This is a genomic window from Algoriphagus sp. 10J20-15 (assembly GCF_055809615.1).
This window is the reverse complement of record NZ_JBVVUG010000048.1, coordinates 11,797-27,839: the sequence shown is the minus strand read 5'-3', so window position 1 is coordinate 27,839 and position 16,043 is coordinate 11,797. Positions and strand designations below refer to the sequence as shown.

Genomic DNA, 16,043 nt, shown 5'->3' with positions numbered 1-16,043 from the left:
GGAGATCGCTGATTCGAAGTGGAGGAAATCCTTGATCCAAGGACAATTGAATCGAAAACATCCTCAGCTCAAGGTGCACTTTATGGTAATAGCTCCAATAACAAGTTTGCGGCTTTCCTTCGCCATGCGAATTATTCTTCTTCGATAAAAAATTTATACTTCTGCGGAGGATCTGTGCATCCGGGCGGAGGTATTCCACTTTGCTTGCTTTCTGCGAAGATTATCAGTGAGATGATAGAAGAGTAGTAGGCAGTTTTCAGTCTCAGTCACAGAACAGGGGGAAGTAAATAGTTTTTACTTCATTGCGAGGAGGATGTATGACGACGTGGCAATCTCACAATGGTTCAAGTCTCATGACTTGGACCTAAAATAATGAAGTCTTCAGACTTCTATCAGTTTAGATAATCAGCGGCAGTCTGAAGACTGCAATGAAATAGGCGCAAGCCTGCCTGCCTGCAGGCAGGTATATAGACTTGCGCCAAACCTGCGGACAACAAAACTGCGACTGATCACTGCGACTGATCACTAATCAAACTCTCAATCGCTTCCTTCACCAAATCCATCTCAAAGCCCTTGCTCATCAAATACTGGGTGACTTTAAATTTCTTCTTGTAAGTCTCAGGTTCTCGTGTGGTTTCCCACTTTTTTTCTGTCTGGGATAAAAGTGTGTCATAATACTCTTCAGGATCGATTTCAGTCATGCCTTTTCGGATAAGGTCTTCTGAGATTTCGCGCATTTTCAACTCCATACGAATTCGGTTCCTGCCCCATTATTTTCAGCCTGAATTTGCCACGTGCAAAAGATCTCGCATAACGCTCCTCATTCACAAATTCTTCTGCTATCAAATCCGCAATTATTTTCTCCGCAGGTTCATCTTTGATACCTTTTTCATCAAGTTTCCGCCGAACCTCCCATGGACAACGCTCCTGATAGGCACAGAAAGTTGTTAGCTTTTCAAAAGCTTCTTCCTGCGACCAGGAAGTTTTTTCCTGACTCATTTGGCTTATATTTTCCCCAACTGGACATTTTCCGTAATTTTAAACCAAATTATAGCGAATCCCTTTTTTATCAAACCTTATTAAATTTTCAAAACTCATTATGCGTAAGAAAATCGTAGCCGGCAACTGGAAAATGAACATGACTTTCGAAGAAGGTCAGACCCTTACTTCCGAAATATTAAACATGATGAAGGACGAGCATTCCGGCGAAGCTATCGCTGTGCTTAACCCTCCTTTTCCACAGATTTTCCCAGTCAAAAAACTTATAGGCCAAGCAAAAGGTGTTTTCATCGGAGCTCAGAACTGTTCTGATAAGGAAGCTGGAGCATTCACAGGTGAAGTTTCTGCAAAGATCCTAGCTTCTTTTGGAGCACAATATGTGATCATTGGTCATAGCGAGCGCCGTGAATATTTCAAAGAAAGCAATGAAATGCTTGCTACCAAGGTAAAGCTTGCGCTTGCCAATGGCTTGACTCCAATCTTTTGCTGTGGGGAATCTCTTGAAATCAGAACTGCAGGTACCCATGAGCCAAATGTGAAATTCCAATTGACAGAAGGTCTTTTTGACTTGAGCCCTGAGGATTTCTCCAAGATCGTTATTGCGTATGAGCCGATCTGGGCAATTGGTACGGGCAAAACAGCAAGCTCTGAGGAAGCTCAGGACATGCATGCGGCCTTGAGAAGACACATCGCTTCTAAATACGGAAAAGACATCGCTGAAAACACTTCCATCCTTTATGGAGGTAGCTGTAATCCAAAGAATGCACAGGAGCTTTTCGCAAAGCCTGATGTAGATGGAGGATTGATCGGTGGAGCATCGTTGAAGTCCCGTGACTTCGTAGATATTATCAAATCATTCTAAGAAAAAATGGATTACCTGGAGTTTAAAATCAAGTGCCTGGAGCAATTCCGGGAAATCCTTATCGCCGAACTATCCATGATAGGCTTTGATTCCTTCCTCGAAACTGAGGAGGGAATCGATGCTTATACACTAGAGTCAGATTTTGATCGGACAGCTTTCGATGAAGTGATCGCCCAATATAAAGTGGATGCTGAAATCACTTTGGAAGAAGGAGTGATGCCGAAGGTCAACTGGAATGAGGAATGGGAAAAGAATTACGATCCCATTGCCGTTGATGATCTGGTTTACGTGAGAGCGTCTTTTCACCCAAGCAAGCCTGAGTTCAAACACGAGATTGTAATCAATCCCAAAATGTCTTTTGGGACAGGTCATCATGCGACTACTTTCCAGATGCTTCGTCATCAAGGTCAGATAGACCACCAAGGAAAGCGTGTATTGGATGTAGGTTCCGGTACAGGAATCCTTGCCGTAATGGCGCATTTACTCGGAGCTAGTGAAATCGAAGCTTTTGATATCGATGATTGGTGTGTGGATAATGGAAATGAGAATTTTGACTTGAATGGATTAACCACCCGAATGGAGTTGGGGACGATCAGAGAAGTAAATCCGCAGGGTGAATTCGACATAGTTCTAGCTAACATCAATAAGAATGTATTACTTGATGAAATGGGGATTTATGCTGGTTTGTTGAAGCCAGAAGGGTTTTTGTTACTCAGTGGGTTTTACACAGAGGATATTGATGATTTGGATGCTTGCGCAAAGCCACTTGGCTTGGAGGTAATTTCACAGCAAAGCAAGGATAACTGGGCCGCGTTGATTTTACAGAAGAACGCTTGAAGACAGCAGACCGACGTGGGAAGTAAAAAAAGTAAGTTGTAACATTTGTGAGTTGTATGGTTTAGATTATCCCATTCTTCAACTCTTCTTTGCCGCCGTAAATCGTAAATCTAAAATCTTAAATAAAGGGTAAAAGTCTTAATTAACCTTAGTATTTGACACACTTTACCACTTTAAAACTTTACAACCCTTTTCCCCAAATGACCGAACTGATTATTTACGCCGTCGTTTTTGTCTTGCTAATTGGACATTGTCTTTTTGCAGGAAAAATGTATCGTGCTGTGCATGCGGATTCCAGCTTAACTTTGACTGAGAAAAACGACTGGAAGCTTAAAGCACTTATTTTCCCGGTATATTTTTGGGGAAAATATAAAAAAGCAAAAAGCTAGTATTTTTTGCTTTCAAGTAAACTTTTAGGCTGCCATAGCCGATTATAGAACCAGTACTTTTAATTATAAAATCACAAGAAACTTAGTTTACTAAATTAGCTTCATGGAGTACCTCTGGAAACAAAAGCCCAAAACCTCACAACCAGCAATAGATCAGCTGAGCAAGGAGATCAATGTCAATCCGACATTGGCCAATATGCTGATAAACCGAGGGGTGGAGAGTTTTGAGCAGGCGAAGAGTTACTTCCGCCCTTCCTTAGTGATGCTTCACGATCCTTTTCTGATGAAGGATATGAGGGAGGCTGTGGATAGAATTCAGGAAGCTATTGCTAAGGAGCAAAAGATCATGGTCTATGGTGACTATGATGTAGATGGCACGACTGCAGTTGCGCTGATGTATGGATTTTTGAAAACCTTCTACCCTGATGTGGTATTTTATATTCCAGATCGTTACAAAGAGGGTTACGGTATTTCTGAGAAGGGCGTTCGTTTCGCTGCAGATAATGATATTAAGTTGATTATCGCGCTCGATTGCGGGATCAAGGCAATTGAAAAGGTGGCTTTGGCTACTAAATTAGGTGTTGATTTTATCATTTGTGATCACCATACGCCTGGCGAGGAGCTTCCCGCGGCAGTGGCAGTTTTGGATGCCAAGCGTAAGGATTGTGATTACCCATATAAGGAATTGAGTGGTGCAGGCGTTGGTTTCAAACTGATTCAAGCTATTGCCATGAAGCGTGGTATGGAAAGTTCCCAGTTGGACGCCTATTTGGATTTGGTTGCGGTGAGTATCGCTGCCGATATCGTTCCTATTACAGGAGAAAACAGAATTCTTGCCTATTACGGCCTGGATCGATTGAATAATACCCCACGTCCAGGATTGAAGGCATTAATGCTTAGTAGTAATTTGGAAAAGGACATTGGGATTTCTGATGTGGTTTTCAAAATCGGTCCGAGAATTAACGCTTCCGGACGACTCGAGCACGCAAAAGCTTCGGTGGAATTACTCATTTCTTCAGACTTAGAAGGCGCCATGGAGCGAGCCAAAGTCGTGGATGAAGTGAATGCAACCCGAAGGAATTTTGACGAAAATATTACTAAGGAAGCTTTTGAAATGATTGCTTCCCGGGAGGAATTGGTAGAATGGAATTCTACCGTACTCTTCAAAGATGATTGGCACAAAGGCGTAATTGGAATAGTAGCTAGTCGTTGTATTGAAAAGTATTATCGACCTACTATTATTTTGACGGAGTCAAATGGCAAAGCTACAGGAAGCGCCAGATCGGTTGTGGACTTTAATATTTACGAAGCAATAGAAGAATGTGCTGATTTGCTTGACCAATTTGGAGGGCATATGTATGCGGCAGGATTGACACTTCCGGTGGAAAATGTACCAGCATTTCAGGAGAAATTTGAGGCGGTGGTGAAGAGTAGAATCGAGGAAGTTCATCGCAAGCCAGTGATAGAAGTTGACGATGAATTGCTTTTAGATCAGATTAATTACAAGTTTTATAATATCTTGAAGCAAATGGCGCCATTTGGTCCAGGAAATACAGAGCCAATTTTCCGAATCTCAAATGTTTACGCGGAAGATGTGACAGTCTTAAAGGATAAGCATCTGAGGTTCAAAATAGTACAGGATGGGCAGGTGACTACACCGGTTTGTCTGGGATTTGGAATGGCAGATCGGACCAAAGATCCTGACTTGACCACCGTAAATATGCTTCGCGGAAAAATGCGATTTGATATAGTTGCTGAAATGAGAGAAAATGTATTTCGCGATAAGAGCAGTTTGCAACTCTACGTGAAAGACATCAAATTTGATTGATATGATTCTTCGTGCCGAACATTTAGTAAAAATATATAAAGGTCGCCGGGTGGTGAATGACATTTCTGTGGAAGTTAGTCAAGGTGAAATTGTAGGACTTTTAGGACCTAATGGTGCTGGAAAAACTACTTCATTTTACATGATTGTAGGCTTGATTCAGCCGAATGAAGGCAAAATTTTTCTCGAAAATGATGATATCACCAGTCTTCCTATGTACCGCAGAGCAAAGCAGGGAATAGGATATTTGGCTCAGGAAGCATCGGTTTTTCGTAAACTTTCGGTAGAAGAAAATATCATGGCTGTCTTGGAAATGACCAAAATGCCAAAGCAACAACGCAAAGAAAAAGTAGAGAGCCTTCTGGAGGAATTCAGCTTAACACACGTTCGCAAAAATTTGGGAATGGTACTTTCGGGCGGTGAAAGACGAAGAACTGAAATTGCGAGAGCATTGGCTGTTGACCCGAAATTTGTGCTGTTGGATGAGCCTTTTGCAGGTGTGGATCCCATTGCTGTGGAGGAAATCCAGACTATCGTTGCAAAGCTAAAAACCAAAAATATTGGTATTTTGATCACTGATCACAATGTGAATGAGACTTTGTCCATCACTGATAGAGCATACTTAATGTTTGAAGGTAAGTTGCTAAAGGCTGGAACGGCGGAAGAACTTGCCGCCGATGAGCAAGTGAGAAAAGTGTATTTAGGATCTAATTTCGAGTTGAAACGAAAAGTTTTTAATTAATGGCGGTTCTGAATTCCTTTATGACCTGGATTTTTAGGAGTCGTCTTGGTCAAATCGAAAATTTCAAGCACAATCCAATTGCTGTTCAGGAGGCAATTTTTAAGGAGCTTTTGGAAGCTGGAAAAAATACAGATTTTGGAGTTGAGCATCGATTTTCGGAGATAAAGTCCTATGCAGATTTTGCACGCAGAGTACCTATAAGAAACTACGATAGCTTCAAGCCATTCATCGATAAGACGATGGAAGGAAAGGATAATGTGATATGGAATCGGGAAATAGAATGGTTTGCTAAGTCCTCGGGAACAACTGCAAGTCGTAGCAAGTACATTCCAGTGACACATGAAAGCCTGAAGAATGTCATTATAAAGGAGGAAAGGACATGGTGGCGCTTTACATGGCCAATTACCCTGACTCCAGAATGTTTGCCGGAAAGACATTAACCATAGGTGGAACTCTTGATAACAACCCACTGAATCCTCAAGGAACTGCAAGAGCTGGAGACATCTCTGCGGTGATCATGGAGAACCTACCATTTTGGTCGTATTTTGTCCGAACTCCATCCAAGGAAACTGCTTTGATGGGAGAATGGGAAGCCAAGATTGAAAAAATGGCTCGCGAAACCATGGATGAAGATGTGACGTGCATGGCTGGAGTTCCTACTTGGACTATTGTTCTTTTGCAAAAAGTCTTGGAGCTCAAGAAAGCCAAGAACATTACAGAAGTTTGGCCAAATCTTGAGATTTTCTTCCACGGTGCGGTTGCTTTTGGGCCATATAGAAGTCTTTTCAAGGAGCTTATTCCTTCAGAAAAGATGCGTTATATGGAAACCTATAATGCTTCGGAAGGTTTTTTTGGGATTCAGGATCAGAAAGATTCTGATGAGTTATTACTGTTGTTGGATTATGGGATTTTCTATGAATTTATTTCCATGGAAGAGTGGGATAATGAAAATCCAGAAGTGATTCCTTTGTCTCAAGTAGAAGTTGGTAAGAATTATGCTTTAGTGATAACTACTAACGGTGGACTTTGGCGATATAAAATTGGTGATACGGTGAAATTCACTTCCACCTCACCTTATCGATTTAGAATTTCAGGACGGACACGTCATTTCATTAATGCATTTGGCGAGGAAGTGATTGTGGAAAATGCCGAAAAAGCGATCCAATTCGCCGCTGAGCATACAGATGCTATGATTTCTAATTTCACAGCTGCTCCAGTTTATTTTGATGGTTCTGGATCAAAGGGGGCTCATGAATGGGTTGTGGAATTTCAAAAAGAACCTGCTGATCCAAATGAGTTTAACAGATTAGTAGATGAGCATTTACGAGAAATAAATTCTGACTACGATGCCAAGCGCCATAAAGGCCTGGCATTGATAGAACCAATCATCCATCATGCTCCACATGGCTTATTTGAGAAGTGGATGCGGAAACGAGGTAAACTCGGAGGTCAACATAAAGTGCCTAGATTGTCTAATTCCAGAGAATACCTTGACGAGCTTTTGGAAATGATTCAAAGCGCAGAAGCACAGTAGTACTTTTCTAGTTAGCCTAGAACAACGAAGCCCGACGATTAATCTCGCCGGGCTTCGTTTTTTTATGGTTTCAGCCTTTAAACTTCCATTCCTTTATCCCGCATCTTTTTAAACTCATCAAATCTTCTGAAGATAGCTACGGTGAATCCAGCAAGCATAATGATTGTTCCTATCCAAAGGATATTGATATAAGGCTTCACTATAGCCTTCATTACCACATAGTCTTTTTGATATTGATTGACCTTGAAGACAAACTTATTTTCCTCAGGCAAGATGTTTTCAAGACTTACTTTGATCCCAAGCTCATTATCCACTACTGGTAGCTTCCCAACTTGGTTGTTTCTGATAATGAATGTTGGCTGAATCGATTTCTCTACGTCGTAATCAAGAATTCGAAGATTCGCTCGTACTGCTACGTCGCCTTCTTGCAGCACATAGCCATCCAATTCCTTCAGGACATCAGCTCCGTCAAAGTAGGTAACATAATCTGCGATGTGGAACTGCTCGCCTGGAGCGACTTCATAAATCTCATCTTCTTTCCAATCCGGATCCTCAGAATCATTCATGGCAGCCACATACGTATAAAGATCCTTGTCTATAAAGATCCTAAGACGCTGGAGAAGAAATCAATCCCCCCATGCCTTCATTGAACTGAGACATTGGGCTAAGCGAAAACTTCAGTACTTCGTTTTGATAATATTCGATCTGGAAGTAGTCATTTTCTTCCAAGACGATATCTACTTTATCGCCTTTCTTGAAGTAATCTTTATAATCCTCCAAAGCGAGGGCTTCATTTACTTTACCTGTTGGTTCCAAAATCTTGGCAGGAACATATTCTGAGATACCTTTTACCTTCTTCTGACGACCACGGTAAATCACCGTATAGTCCTTCATCTGAGTTGGTTTATTGATCCAAAGCAACACATGCTCCTTGTTCAGTTCGTCTTCCCAGCTATTGCTATAAGTGAGGCCGGACATATTGATGGAAATGGTATCTGAATACCCAGAGCTAAACATGATACCTATTAGAATCATACCCAAACCAATATGTGCCAAAGAACCACCTGCTAGTTTGAAAGTTGATTTCTTTAGGATTTTGGCTAAAATCACCGAATTGGCGGTGATCGTAAATGTACCGGCAAGTACGATGATCATGTATTGCCAATCAAAAACTTTCGCCAAGACTATAATCGCTGCCGAAAGTAAAACCGAAATGATGTAAGGAGTCAAAAGCGCGTCTTTTAGTGCTTTTTTATCCATTTTTTGCCACCAGAAAAACTGACCAACAGCGGTAAGCATAGCTAGAGCCACGGCAAACCAAAGTTGGAATTTGGTATAAAACTCAATCTGATCGGCTGGAGGAGCCATATTGGATATGCCTCCAAAGCTTTCAACCATCGCATTCCAAGCTGGAATAGAGGTAGGAAGGATCACTTGGAATGCCATCAAGGACAGAGTAGTAGCACCGATAAACACCCAGAATTCACGGGAGTAAACAGAGGCTTCTTTTTCTGAAGTAGGAATATTTTTCCAATGAATCACGCAAAGAACCACTGCTACCACAAGGAAAAATAGCATATAAATTAGTAACTGACCAGAAAGCCCAAGGTCGGTGAATGAGTGAACTGAAGCATCTCCCAATACACCTGATCTCACTAGGAAAGTGGCATAAAGTACCAAAATGAAAGTCATGATCACCAAGACAATGGAAGTCTTCAGCGCAGTTGCGCTTTTCTTATAGGTGATCATCGTGTGAATGGATGCCACTAAGATTAGCCATGGTACATACACGGCATTTTCTACAGGATCCCAATTCCAATATCCTCCAAAGTTTAGCGTCACATAGGCCCAGTAAGCGCCCATGATGATACCCATACCAAGGATCATAGCAGAGAAAATCGCCCAAGGCAACGCTGGACGAATCCATTCAGAGTATTTTTTGGTCACCAATCCACCCATCAAAAAGGCGAAGGGAACCAAAGTAGAAGCATATCCTAAGAATAAGGTTGGCGGGTGAATCACCATCCAGATATTTTGTAAAAGCGGATTTAAGCCTGTTCCATCTTCTGGTACGAAATCAGGATTCATCTGGAAAATCGGCGCCTGAGTAGCATCTCTCAAGAGAATGAAAGGAGAACTACCGATTTTCAAATCACCAATCACCACACCTAAAATCATGGAAACCAAGAATGCCTGAACTAGTGCAAAAACCACCATTACAGGAGCTTCCCAGAATTTATTAGTGAAAATAAGGATGGTTCCTAAGACTACATTCCAAAAGATCCAAAGAATAAAAGCACCCTCTTGACCCTCCCAGAAGCTGGAAATCATGTAGTGAACTGGGAGCGCTTCAGAACTGTGGGAATACGCATAAAAATACTCAAATCGGTGATTGTAGATGATCTCAAAAAGTGAAAAAGCAATCATCACAGCAGAGATGCCGTGAACTCCAAAGCTGATTCTGCTGAATCTTCTCCAACTGGCTTTCTCTAGTTCGTTAGCTTGGAAATACTGAATGTAAGCGTATGCGGTAGTCAGTGCACTGACAAAGGCCACTATGGTCATGAAGTGGCCAAGATTACCGATAAAGGTATTGATCATGGATTTGTTATTCTAACTGAGCTTAACTCACATTCCTGCCGACTGAACTTCAGTTTCTTGGTATTTGGAAGGGCATTTCATTAGGATCTTATCGGCAATAAAGATTTCATCATTCTTATAAGAACCAATTACTACCACAGATTCTGAACGGGTAAAATCCGCAGGTACTGGCTCATTGTAAAACACTTCCTGCTCCACTCCTTCGTTGTCAACCAACATGAAAGTGAAAGAAACCTTGTCTTCTCTTACATTTAATCCAGTGACTTCTCCACTCGCGTCTTTTTTCAGCTGACCTACGACATGGATAGCTTTGTCGTTTCCGTCCTGCTTCATTTCTTTGGCAGTGGTGAAGCTTTCGTAGCTACTTGCATCACCTATAGAAGTCATGATGATTACAATGGCAACTGCAATAATTCCTAATCCTATTATATGTCCTGTTTTCATCTTTATTGAATTTTAGGAATGAAGATTTTTTTCAAGCTTACTGATCTTGCGGTCAGTGCTGATTAGATAAACAGTGATTCCTGCGAAGATGATCACTATCACACCCACAAGAACATAAATTTTGCCGTTGGAGCGCATGACGTCTGCCATTTCCACTGAATTATTTGAGTAGTCAGCTTCTGTGACAGGAATTTTCTCTTGTGCCAAAGCAGAAAGACTGAAAACCAAAAGAGCTATAGTTAATAATTTTTTCATGTGTTTATTATTGATTTGAATTGGCCACATGGAATCTCGCATGGTTTATTAACATTCCTTCTTGTGTTGTTGCCATCATGCTCGATTTCATCAATCAGGAATTAATCATTCTGTCTTCAATTGTCCTTTCCACCCTACGCATTCTGACGCGTACAGTTGCGATCCAGCTACCTAAAAGTGTCCAACCAATAATCGCCGGATAAAACACTACACGAAGTTTGGAATCCAAATCATACGCATTGAAGCCGGGGTTTCCACCATTTCCTGGGTGCAAACTGTCTGTTAGTCTTGGCAATACGAAGATAAGGGGAATAAAAGCAGCGAATGCGAAAATGTTATAGATGGCTCCGATTCTAGCTCTCTGCTGAGAATCAGAAAGAGAATTTCTTAACACTAAATATGCGAAATACATTAGTATCCCAATGGCCGCAGCATTTTGCTTGGGATCGCTACTCCAGTAATCTCCCCAGGTAAATTTTGCCCAGAGCATTCCGGTTACTATTCCCAAAACTCCAAAAAGAATTGCTGAGTTGGTGAATTCTACAGCCAAATCATCATTTCTAATGTCATTAGTTCGGAGATACTTGATGCTGTAGTACACTGAGATCACCAGCATCAGGATCATTCCAAACCACATGGTCACGTGGAAGTGAAGAGCACGGATTGTTTCGTTGAGGATAGGAAGTCGAGGTGCTTCCATCAGCAAGCCTGCGATTAGCGTGTACAGCAGCAGGGCGATTGCAAGAATTTTCCACCAGGATTGGCGCATAGGGCATTTTTGCTAATTCAAGCGCAAAAATAAGTCATAAGTTCCTGAAAACGGTGCTTTTTGTGAAGTCTTTTGAGGGGATTTAGGATATTAGATTTACGATTTACGAGATCTACAGAACTTCAAGCATTCTTATTTATCTCAGACTTTCTCTGGAAAGAATTAATGCTTGACAGTAAAATTATTTTTATGTGTATATTTAGTGAAATCGTACACATTATGAGAACGAATATTGAAATAGATGAAAAGTTAATGGATGAGGCCATGAAGGCTTCTGGTTTGACTACAAAAAAGGCCACTGTAGAAGAAGGTTTGCGGTTAATTCTTAGGTTGAAAAAGCAGAAACGAATCAAAGAGTTTCGCGGAAAAATGAAGTGGGAAGGTGATTTGGATAAAATGAGAATCGATTCATGATTTTGGTGGATTCTTCTGTTTGGATAGATTACTTCAACGGGCAAGAGAATGCACAAACTGATTTTTTGCATAAGTCACTTGGGACGGAAATTATCTGTACAGGTGATTTGATTATGATGGAAGTCCTTCAGGGTTTCTCCGCTGACAAAACTTTAGGGAAGCAAAAGCCTTTTTTGAAGATTTACATTTCTTCAATTTAGGAGGAAAAGATATAGCGATTGCAAGCGCTGAGAATTTTAGGCTATTGAGGAAAAGAGGAGTTACAATCCGCAAAACAATCGATTCTGTCATTGCTGCTTTTGCATCAAATCTGAAATTGAACTCTTACACAACGACAAAGACTTTGAGCCTTTTGTGGCTTATCTTGGGTTGAAGTCGATTTTTTGAAATTTTAAATAATGAATGATGAATTTCCAATAGCGAAGACTACGATCTCCACAAATAAGGAAACAGAATATATCCTGTCACGGCAACTATCGCATTGATCGCTAAAAGTGTAAAAAGATAATCCATACTTACACTCCAATCTAATCCGTCCATCGCATTTTTGGAAATGCGGATGGCCATAAGCAAAATCGGGATAATTACTGGAAAACTAAGAATCGCCATTAGCGTTGCATTATTCCCTGCTTTGGAAGCAATTCCACTAACCATCGTCAAACTTGCTGAAAAGCCTAAAGCACCCAAAACTAAATTCAGGATAAATAAGCCTTGGTCCTGAACTGGATTTCCCAAGATCACTGAAAAAACTCCATAGCCCAGAAGTGCTAGTATGAGAGTTAGACCGGTATTATAGATTATTTTAGAAAGGATGATTGATTCAGGAGAAGCAATCATATAGTAATAGAGTTGGCGACCTTGATGCTCCTGGACAAAGCTTTTGGCAACTGCATTCACAGCAGAAAACAGAATAATGATCCAATACAAGGCATTCCAAGTGGGTTCTGAAATATTCCCCTCTCTAGCTCCTACACTTAAATACGTGATAAAAACTGCCGAAACCACATAAAGCAAAATCCCATTCAGCGCGAATTTCTGTCGCCACTCTAAGGTGACTTCCTTGCTAATCAGAACTGAGATTTCTTTCCACATCGCCCAAAGGTAAGTCAGAAGTATGAAGTGAGAAATCTAAAATCGTGAAATTTCAGATTTTTCACTTTTGATTTCTGACTTTCGTTTCTGCCAAATTGACATCAATTCTCCTTTGGAACAACAGTTGCAATTCTGAGCCCGACAAACATTGTGTTTAACTAAACTAATTTATAGCCATGCAGGAAAAAGGCACGATCTCGATCCATACCGAGAACATTTTCCCGATTATCAAGAAGTTTCTCTATTCTGATAACGAGATTTTTCTAAGAGAACTCGTTTCTAACGCTGTCGATGCGACTCAAAAAATTAAGCGTTTAGCGACATTAGGTCAGTACACAGGCGAACTTGGTGACACTACGGTGGAAGTAAGTTTCGATGAGAAAAAGAAAACCATTACCATCTCTGACCATGGTCTTGGGATGACTGCTGAGGAGATTAAAAAGTATATCAACCAGGTGGCATTCTCCGGAGCAGAGGAATTTGTCGAGAAATTCAAAGACGCTAAAGATGCCAATGAGATCATCGGTAAGTTTGGTTTAGGTTTCTATTCGGCATTTATGGTCGCTGATACTGTAGAAATTGATACACTTTCATACCAAGAAGGAGCAGAAGCTGCTAAGTGGACTTGTGATGGTTCTACCTCTTTCGAAATTTCCAAAGGAAAGAGAAAAGAGCGCGGGACGACTATTATCCTTCATATCAATAAAGATTCTGAGGAATTCCTGGACAAATGGAAGCTTCAGGGAATTTTGGACAAGTACGCGAAGTTCCTTCCTGTTCCGATCAAATTTGGTACTAAAACCGAATCTGTAGAAGATGGAGTGGATGACAAAGGCGAGAAGAAATGGAAGTCAGTAGAAGTTGACAACTTTATTAATACTACTGCTCCGATCTGGACTAAGTCTCCAAGTGATCTGACTGATGAGGATTACCTTAAATTTTACAAGGAGCTGTATCCAATGTCCGAGGATCCACTTTTCTGGATTCACCTGAATGTGGATTATCCATTCAACTTGACGGGGGTGTTGTATTTCCCGAAAGTGAAAAACGAATTCGAACTTCAGCGAAACAAGATCAAATTATTCAGCCGTCAAGTGTTTATCACAGACGAAGTGAAAGACATCGTTCCTGAGTTCCTGATGTTGCTTCATGGGGTGATTGACTCTCCGGATATTCCACTGAACGTATCCCGAAGCTTCTTGCAGGCGGATAGCAACGTGAAAAAAATCAACTCGTACATCACGAAGAAAGTAGCGGATAAGCTTGCTGAGCTTTATAAAAAAGACAGAACGGCTTACGAGCAAAAATGGGGGGATATCGGACTTTTCGTGAAATACGGAATGATCTCTGAGGAGAAATTTTACGAGAAAGGGAAAGACTTCGCATTACTTAAAAATACAAATGGCGAATTCTTCACTATCGAAGAATACCAGTCTAAAATAAAGCCAAATCAAACAGACAAGAATGAGCAAACGGTCATTTTGTATGCAACTGATTTGGAAAAGCAGGATGGATTTATCCAATCTGCCAATAAGAAAGACTACGATGTCTTGGTGATGGATTCACCGATTGACAGTCACTTTATCCAAAACTTAGAATCCAAACTGGAGAAAACGCAACTCAAGCGTGTGGATGCTGATGTGGCTGAGAAGCTGATCCAGAAGGATGAAACTTACGCCAACTTGCTAACTGAAGATCAGAGCAAGGAAGTGAAGGAAATCTTTGACAAAGCAATCAACAACAAGACCTATACAGTAGAAGTGGAAGGCTTGAGTCCTGAGGAACTTCCAGTGACGATCACCATGGAAGAATTCATGCGCAGAATGAAAGACATGGCTGCAACTGGAGGCGGAGGAATGGGCTTCTACGGTTCCCTTCCTGATGCCTACAAAGTAGCCATCAACGGAAATCACCCTGCAGTGGACAAAGTCCTGAAAGCAGAAACCGAAGAAGAAAAGATCAAGATTGCTAAACAGTCATTTGATCTGGCATTGCTTTCCCAAGGCTTGCTTACAGGTAAAGACCTGACTGCCTTTGTAAAGAGAAGTGTGGAATTGTTATAATAGATACCGGCAAATCTCCAAAGGTTTTGAACCCTTGGAGAGTTTGATTATCTAAAAATCCCCGAGAAGCTCGGGGATTTTTTGTTGTATTGATTTTTCAAACTTAAAACTATGCAGTTTAAAACCGGTTTTGTGTTTTTGTTAATTAATTGAACTATAATAGGTTATGAATATCATTATACTGTGAACTAAAAATAAAATTGCTGATTATCAGCTGGTTAACTAAAACTCTAAAATATTTTTAAACTAAAATTTGGTTTTATAAATGGGGGGGTATGTTTAGTTCAGGTTTAAGGCGCTGAGGACTTTTTAATCAATCTTTGTAATTTTTAATCAATGAGTCTATGTTAAACGAACTAAGAAAAACATTTGTTATTTGTGGAATTTACGTGACCTTCATTCTATCATTTTCTTTTATTCAATCTTGTTCGATCTCAGAAGAAGTAGAATTTGAGTCGTCAATGGATGAAAGAAAAAGGTTAGAATTGTTTGATACTTTTAAAAGAAGCATTAGTGTAGCACACAATGAAATTATGGCGTCAAATAATGTAAGTAATGTTTCCCGTTTGAATCAAGAAGAGCTTGCTATGGTATTAGAAGGAGAAATCAGACCTGTGGCAACTAATATTTTGTACTATTACGGATTTTCTGACCAAGAGATCATTGAAGAATTTGGTAGCCTCGATTCACCTGATATTTCATTGACAGCACAAGTAATTGTTCTTCTGGAAGAAGAATTGGCTCAAAATAGGTTGATTTATTTTTTAGATGAATCTGATATATACTATTCCAGTTTATTTGGAATAAGTTCTGCACTTGCTCAATCAGATACAATTGGAGGTTGCTTAGCTGATGCAGTAGGCATATCCGCTGTTTTCGCTGTTCTGGAAGGTGGAGCAAACAAAAAAATGAAAAAGGCAGCAATCAGAAAGGCAATCCGGAAGGTGGTTGATAGGAGTCTGGGGGTTATTGGAACTACCTTGGCTGTATATGACTTTTCAGACTGTATGGGTTGGTTATGATTGAGTATATGAATTGGGAAAATTTTAAGTTGATACTTTTTATAATTGGATTGATTCTTTCGTCAATTCAGCTGTATGAAAGAAAAAAGGAAAAAAAGAAGGTTTCATTTCTTTCCATTTCTCTAGTTATCTTATTCTTAGCTTTGATCCTAGGGAGATTTTTATAAAATGGTTACTGCTTTTGTAAAGAGAAGT

16 protein-coding genes and 2 pseudogenes are annotated in these 16,043 nt (G+C 40.4%); 11 read left to right on the top strand and 7 right to left on the bottom strand.

The annotated features are described in order from the left end of the window. Positions 1 to 18: 18 nt before the first annotated feature. Positions 19 to 246, top strand: a complete 228-nt coding sequence (locus AC0L6R_RS22740; protein ID WP_473273269.1) for a hypothetical protein — start codon at positions 19 to 21, stop codon at positions 244 to 246. 263 nt (positions 247 to 509) lie between these two features. On the opposite strand, the gene AC0L6R_RS22735 is transcribed toward AC0L6R_RS22740, so the two are convergent. Together AC0L6R_RS22735 and AC0L6R_RS22730 are read right to left on the bottom strand one after the other, a co-directional pair. After that, positions 510 to 701 (bottom strand): hypothetical protein, encoded by a 192-nt coding sequence (locus tag AC0L6R_RS22735; RefSeq protein WP_473273268.1) that lies wholly within the window; start codon positions 699 to 701, stop codon positions 510 to 512. Further along, on the bottom strand, positions 694 to 999 hold the full coding sequence (locus AC0L6R_RS22730) for a regulatory protein RecX (RefSeq protein ID WP_473273267.1): 306 nt from the start codon (positions 997 to 999) through the stop codon (positions 694 to 696). Before AC0L6R_RS22730 ends, AC0L6R_RS22735 begins: the two co-directional genes overlap by 8 nt. Positions 1,000 to 1,099: 100 nt before the next feature. Between AC0L6R_RS22730 and tpiA the strand changes: the two genes are divergently transcribed. From tpiA to AC0L6R_RS22700, 6 genes and pseudogenes are all read left to right on the top strand, one after another. Then, on the top strand, positions 1,100 to 1,861 hold the full coding sequence (tpiA, locus tag AC0L6R_RS22725; RefSeq protein ID WP_473273266.1) for a triose-phosphate isomerase: 762 nt from the start codon (positions 1,100 to 1,102) through the stop codon (positions 1,859 to 1,861). Between the two features lie 6 nt (positions 1,862 to 1,867). Then, complete coding sequence (gene prmA, locus AC0L6R_RS22720; protein ID WP_473273265.1) at positions 1,868 to 2,698, top strand: 50S ribosomal protein L11 methyltransferase; 831 nt, start codon at positions 1,868 to 1,870, stop codon at positions 2,696 to 2,698. 200 nt (positions 2,699 to 2,898) lie between these two features. Then, the gene (locus AC0L6R_RS22715) at positions 2,899 to 3,087 is read left to right on the top strand and encodes a hypothetical protein (RefSeq protein WP_473273264.1); all 189 of its coding nucleotides are present in this window, start codon (positions 2,899 to 2,901) and stop codon (positions 3,085 to 3,087) included. Between the two features lie 103 nt (positions 3,088 to 3,190). After that, positions 3,191 to 4,915: a single-stranded-DNA-specific exonuclease RecJ gene (gene recJ / locus AC0L6R_RS22710; protein WP_283412188.1), complete on the top strand. Its 1,725-nt coding sequence runs from the start codon at positions 3,191 to 3,193 to the stop codon at positions 4,913 to 4,915. A gap of 1 nt (position 4,916) precedes the next feature. After that, positions 4,917 to 5,654 carry an LPS export ABC transporter ATP-binding protein gene (gene lptB, locus AC0L6R_RS22705; protein WP_283412189.1) on the top strand — a complete coding sequence of 246 codons (738 nt, stop codon included), beginning with the start codon at positions 4,917 to 4,919 and terminating at the stop codon, positions 5,652 to 5,654. Then, positions 5,654 to 7,188, top strand: a pseudogene (locus AC0L6R_RS22700) (GH3 auxin-responsive promoter family protein). The gene lptB and the pseudogene AC0L6R_RS22700 overlap by 1 nt, the downstream one beginning before the upstream one ends. 77 nt (positions 7,189 to 7,265) lie before the next feature. Here the strand turns inward: AC0L6R_RS22700 and ccsA (AC0L6R_RS22695) are convergent. From ccsA (AC0L6R_RS22695) to ccsA (AC0L6R_RS22680), 4 genes and pseudogenes are all read right to left on the bottom strand, one after another. Further along, positions 7,266 to 9,789: pseudogene (gene ccsA, locus AC0L6R_RS22695) on the bottom strand (cytochrome c biogenesis protein CcsA). A 27-nt stretch (positions 9,790 to 9,816) separates the two neighbouring features. Next, positions 9,817 to 10,233: a cytochrome c maturation protein CcmE domain-containing protein gene (locus AC0L6R_RS22690; RefSeq protein WP_283412192.1), complete on the bottom strand. Its 417-nt coding sequence runs from the start codon at positions 10,231 to 10,233 to the stop codon at positions 9,817 to 9,819. A 12-nt stretch (positions 10,234 to 10,245) separates the two neighbouring features. Beyond that, positions 10,246 to 10,488 carry a CcmD family protein gene (locus AC0L6R_RS22685; RefSeq protein WP_283412193.1) on the bottom strand — a complete coding sequence of 81 codons (243 nt, stop codon included), beginning with the start codon at positions 10,486 to 10,488 and terminating at the stop codon, positions 10,246 to 10,248. A 94-nt stretch (positions 10,489 to 10,582) separates the two neighbouring features. Further along, complete coding sequence (ccsA, locus tag AC0L6R_RS22680) at positions 10,583 to 11,257, bottom strand: cytochrome c biogenesis protein CcsA (protein ID WP_473273263.1); 675 nt, start codon at positions 11,255 to 11,257, stop codon at positions 10,583 to 10,585. A 219-nt stretch (positions 11,258 to 11,476) separates the two neighbouring features. Between ccsA (AC0L6R_RS22680) and AC0L6R_RS22675 the strand changes: the two genes are divergently transcribed. Both AC0L6R_RS22675 and AC0L6R_RS22670 read left to right on the top strand, forming a co-directional pair. Beyond that, the gene (locus AC0L6R_RS22675) at positions 11,477 to 11,671 is read left to right on the top strand and encodes a type II toxin-antitoxin system VapB family antitoxin (RefSeq protein WP_283412195.1); all 195 of its coding nucleotides are present in this window, start codon (positions 11,477 to 11,479) and stop codon (positions 11,669 to 11,671) included. Further along, complete coding sequence (locus AC0L6R_RS22670) at positions 11,668 to 11,871, top strand: PIN domain-containing protein (RefSeq protein ID WP_473273262.1); 204 nt, start codon at positions 11,668 to 11,670, stop codon at positions 11,869 to 11,871. Before AC0L6R_RS22675 ends, AC0L6R_RS22670 begins: the two co-directional genes overlap by 4 nt. Before the next feature lie 226 nt (positions 11,872 to 12,097). Here AC0L6R_RS22670 and AC0L6R_RS22665 read toward each other — a convergent pair whose 3' ends face one another. Next, the gene (locus tag AC0L6R_RS22665) at positions 12,098 to 12,763 is read right to left on the bottom strand and encodes a heme exporter protein CcmB (RefSeq protein WP_283412197.1); all 666 of its coding nucleotides are present in this window, start codon (positions 12,761 to 12,763) and stop codon (positions 12,098 to 12,100) included. 176 nt (positions 12,764 to 12,939) lie between these two features. On the opposite strand from AC0L6R_RS22665, the gene htpG reads away from it, so the two are divergent. Both htpG and AC0L6R_RS22655 read left to right on the top strand, forming a co-directional pair. Continuing rightward, the gene (gene htpG, locus AC0L6R_RS22660) at positions 12,940 to 14,826 is read left to right on the top strand and encodes a molecular chaperone HtpG (protein WP_473273261.1); all 1,887 of its coding nucleotides are present in this window, start codon (positions 12,940 to 12,942) and stop codon (positions 14,824 to 14,826) included. A gap of 344 nt (positions 14,827 to 15,170) precedes the next feature. Further along, positions 15,171 to 15,848, top strand: coding sequence for a hypothetical protein (locus AC0L6R_RS22655; RefSeq protein ID WP_473273260.1), 678 nt, complete (start codon positions 15,171 to 15,173; stop codon positions 15,846 to 15,848). The last annotated feature ends 195 nt before the right edge of the window (positions 15,849 to 16,043 follow it).

Coding starts and splice junctions, on each gene's coding strand:
- prmA (WP_473273265.1), top strand. CDS start 1,868: ATGGATTACCTGGAGTTTAAAATCAAGTGCCTGGAGCAATTCCGGGAA.
- AC0L6R_RS22655 (WP_473273260.1), top strand. CDS start 15,171: ATGTTAAACGAACTAAGAAAAACATTTGTTATTTGTGGAATTTACGTG.
- htpG (WP_473273261.1), top strand. CDS start 12,940: ATGCAGGAAAAAGGCACGATCTCGATCCATACCGAGAACATTTTCCCG.
- tpiA (WP_473273266.1), top strand. CDS start 1,100: ATGCGTAAGAAAATCGTAGCCGGCAACTGGAAAATGAACATGACTTTC.
- lptB (WP_283412189.1), top strand. CDS start 4,917: ATGATTCTTCGTGCCGAACATTTAGTAAAAATATATAAAGGTCGCCGG.
- AC0L6R_RS22670 (WP_473273262.1), top strand. CDS start 11,668: ATGATTTTGGTGGATTCTTCTGTTTGGATAGATTACTTCAACGGGCAA.
- ccsA (WP_473273263.1), bottom strand. CDS start 11,257: ATGCGCCAATCCTGGTGGAAAATTCTTGCAATCGCCCTGCTGCTGTAC.
- AC0L6R_RS22685 (WP_283412193.1), bottom strand. CDS start 10,488: ATGAAAAAATTATTAACTATAGCTCTTTTGGTTTTCAGTCTTTCTGCT.
- AC0L6R_RS22715 (WP_473273264.1), top strand. CDS start 2,899: ATGACCGAACTGATTATTTACGCCGTCGTTTTTGTCTTGCTAATTGGA.
- AC0L6R_RS22665 (WP_283412197.1), bottom strand. CDS start 12,763: ATGTGGAAAGAAATCTCAGTTCTGATTAGCAAGGAAGTCACCTTAGAG.
- AC0L6R_RS22730 (WP_473273267.1), bottom strand. CDS start 999: ATGAGTCAGGAAAAAACTTCCTGGTCGCAGGAAGAAGCTTTTGAAAAG.
- AC0L6R_RS22735 (WP_473273268.1), bottom strand. CDS start 701: ATGACTGAAATCGATCCTGAAGAGTATTATGACACACTTTTATCCCAG.
- recJ (WP_283412188.1), top strand. CDS start 3,191: ATGGAGTACCTCTGGAAACAAAAGCCCAAAACCTCACAACCAGCAATA.
- AC0L6R_RS22675 (WP_283412195.1), top strand. CDS start 11,477: ATGAGAACGAATATTGAAATAGATGAAAAGTTAATGGATGAGGCCATG.
- AC0L6R_RS22690 (WP_283412192.1), bottom strand. CDS start 10,233: ATGAAAACAGGACATATAATAGGATTAGGAATTATTGCAGTTGCCATT.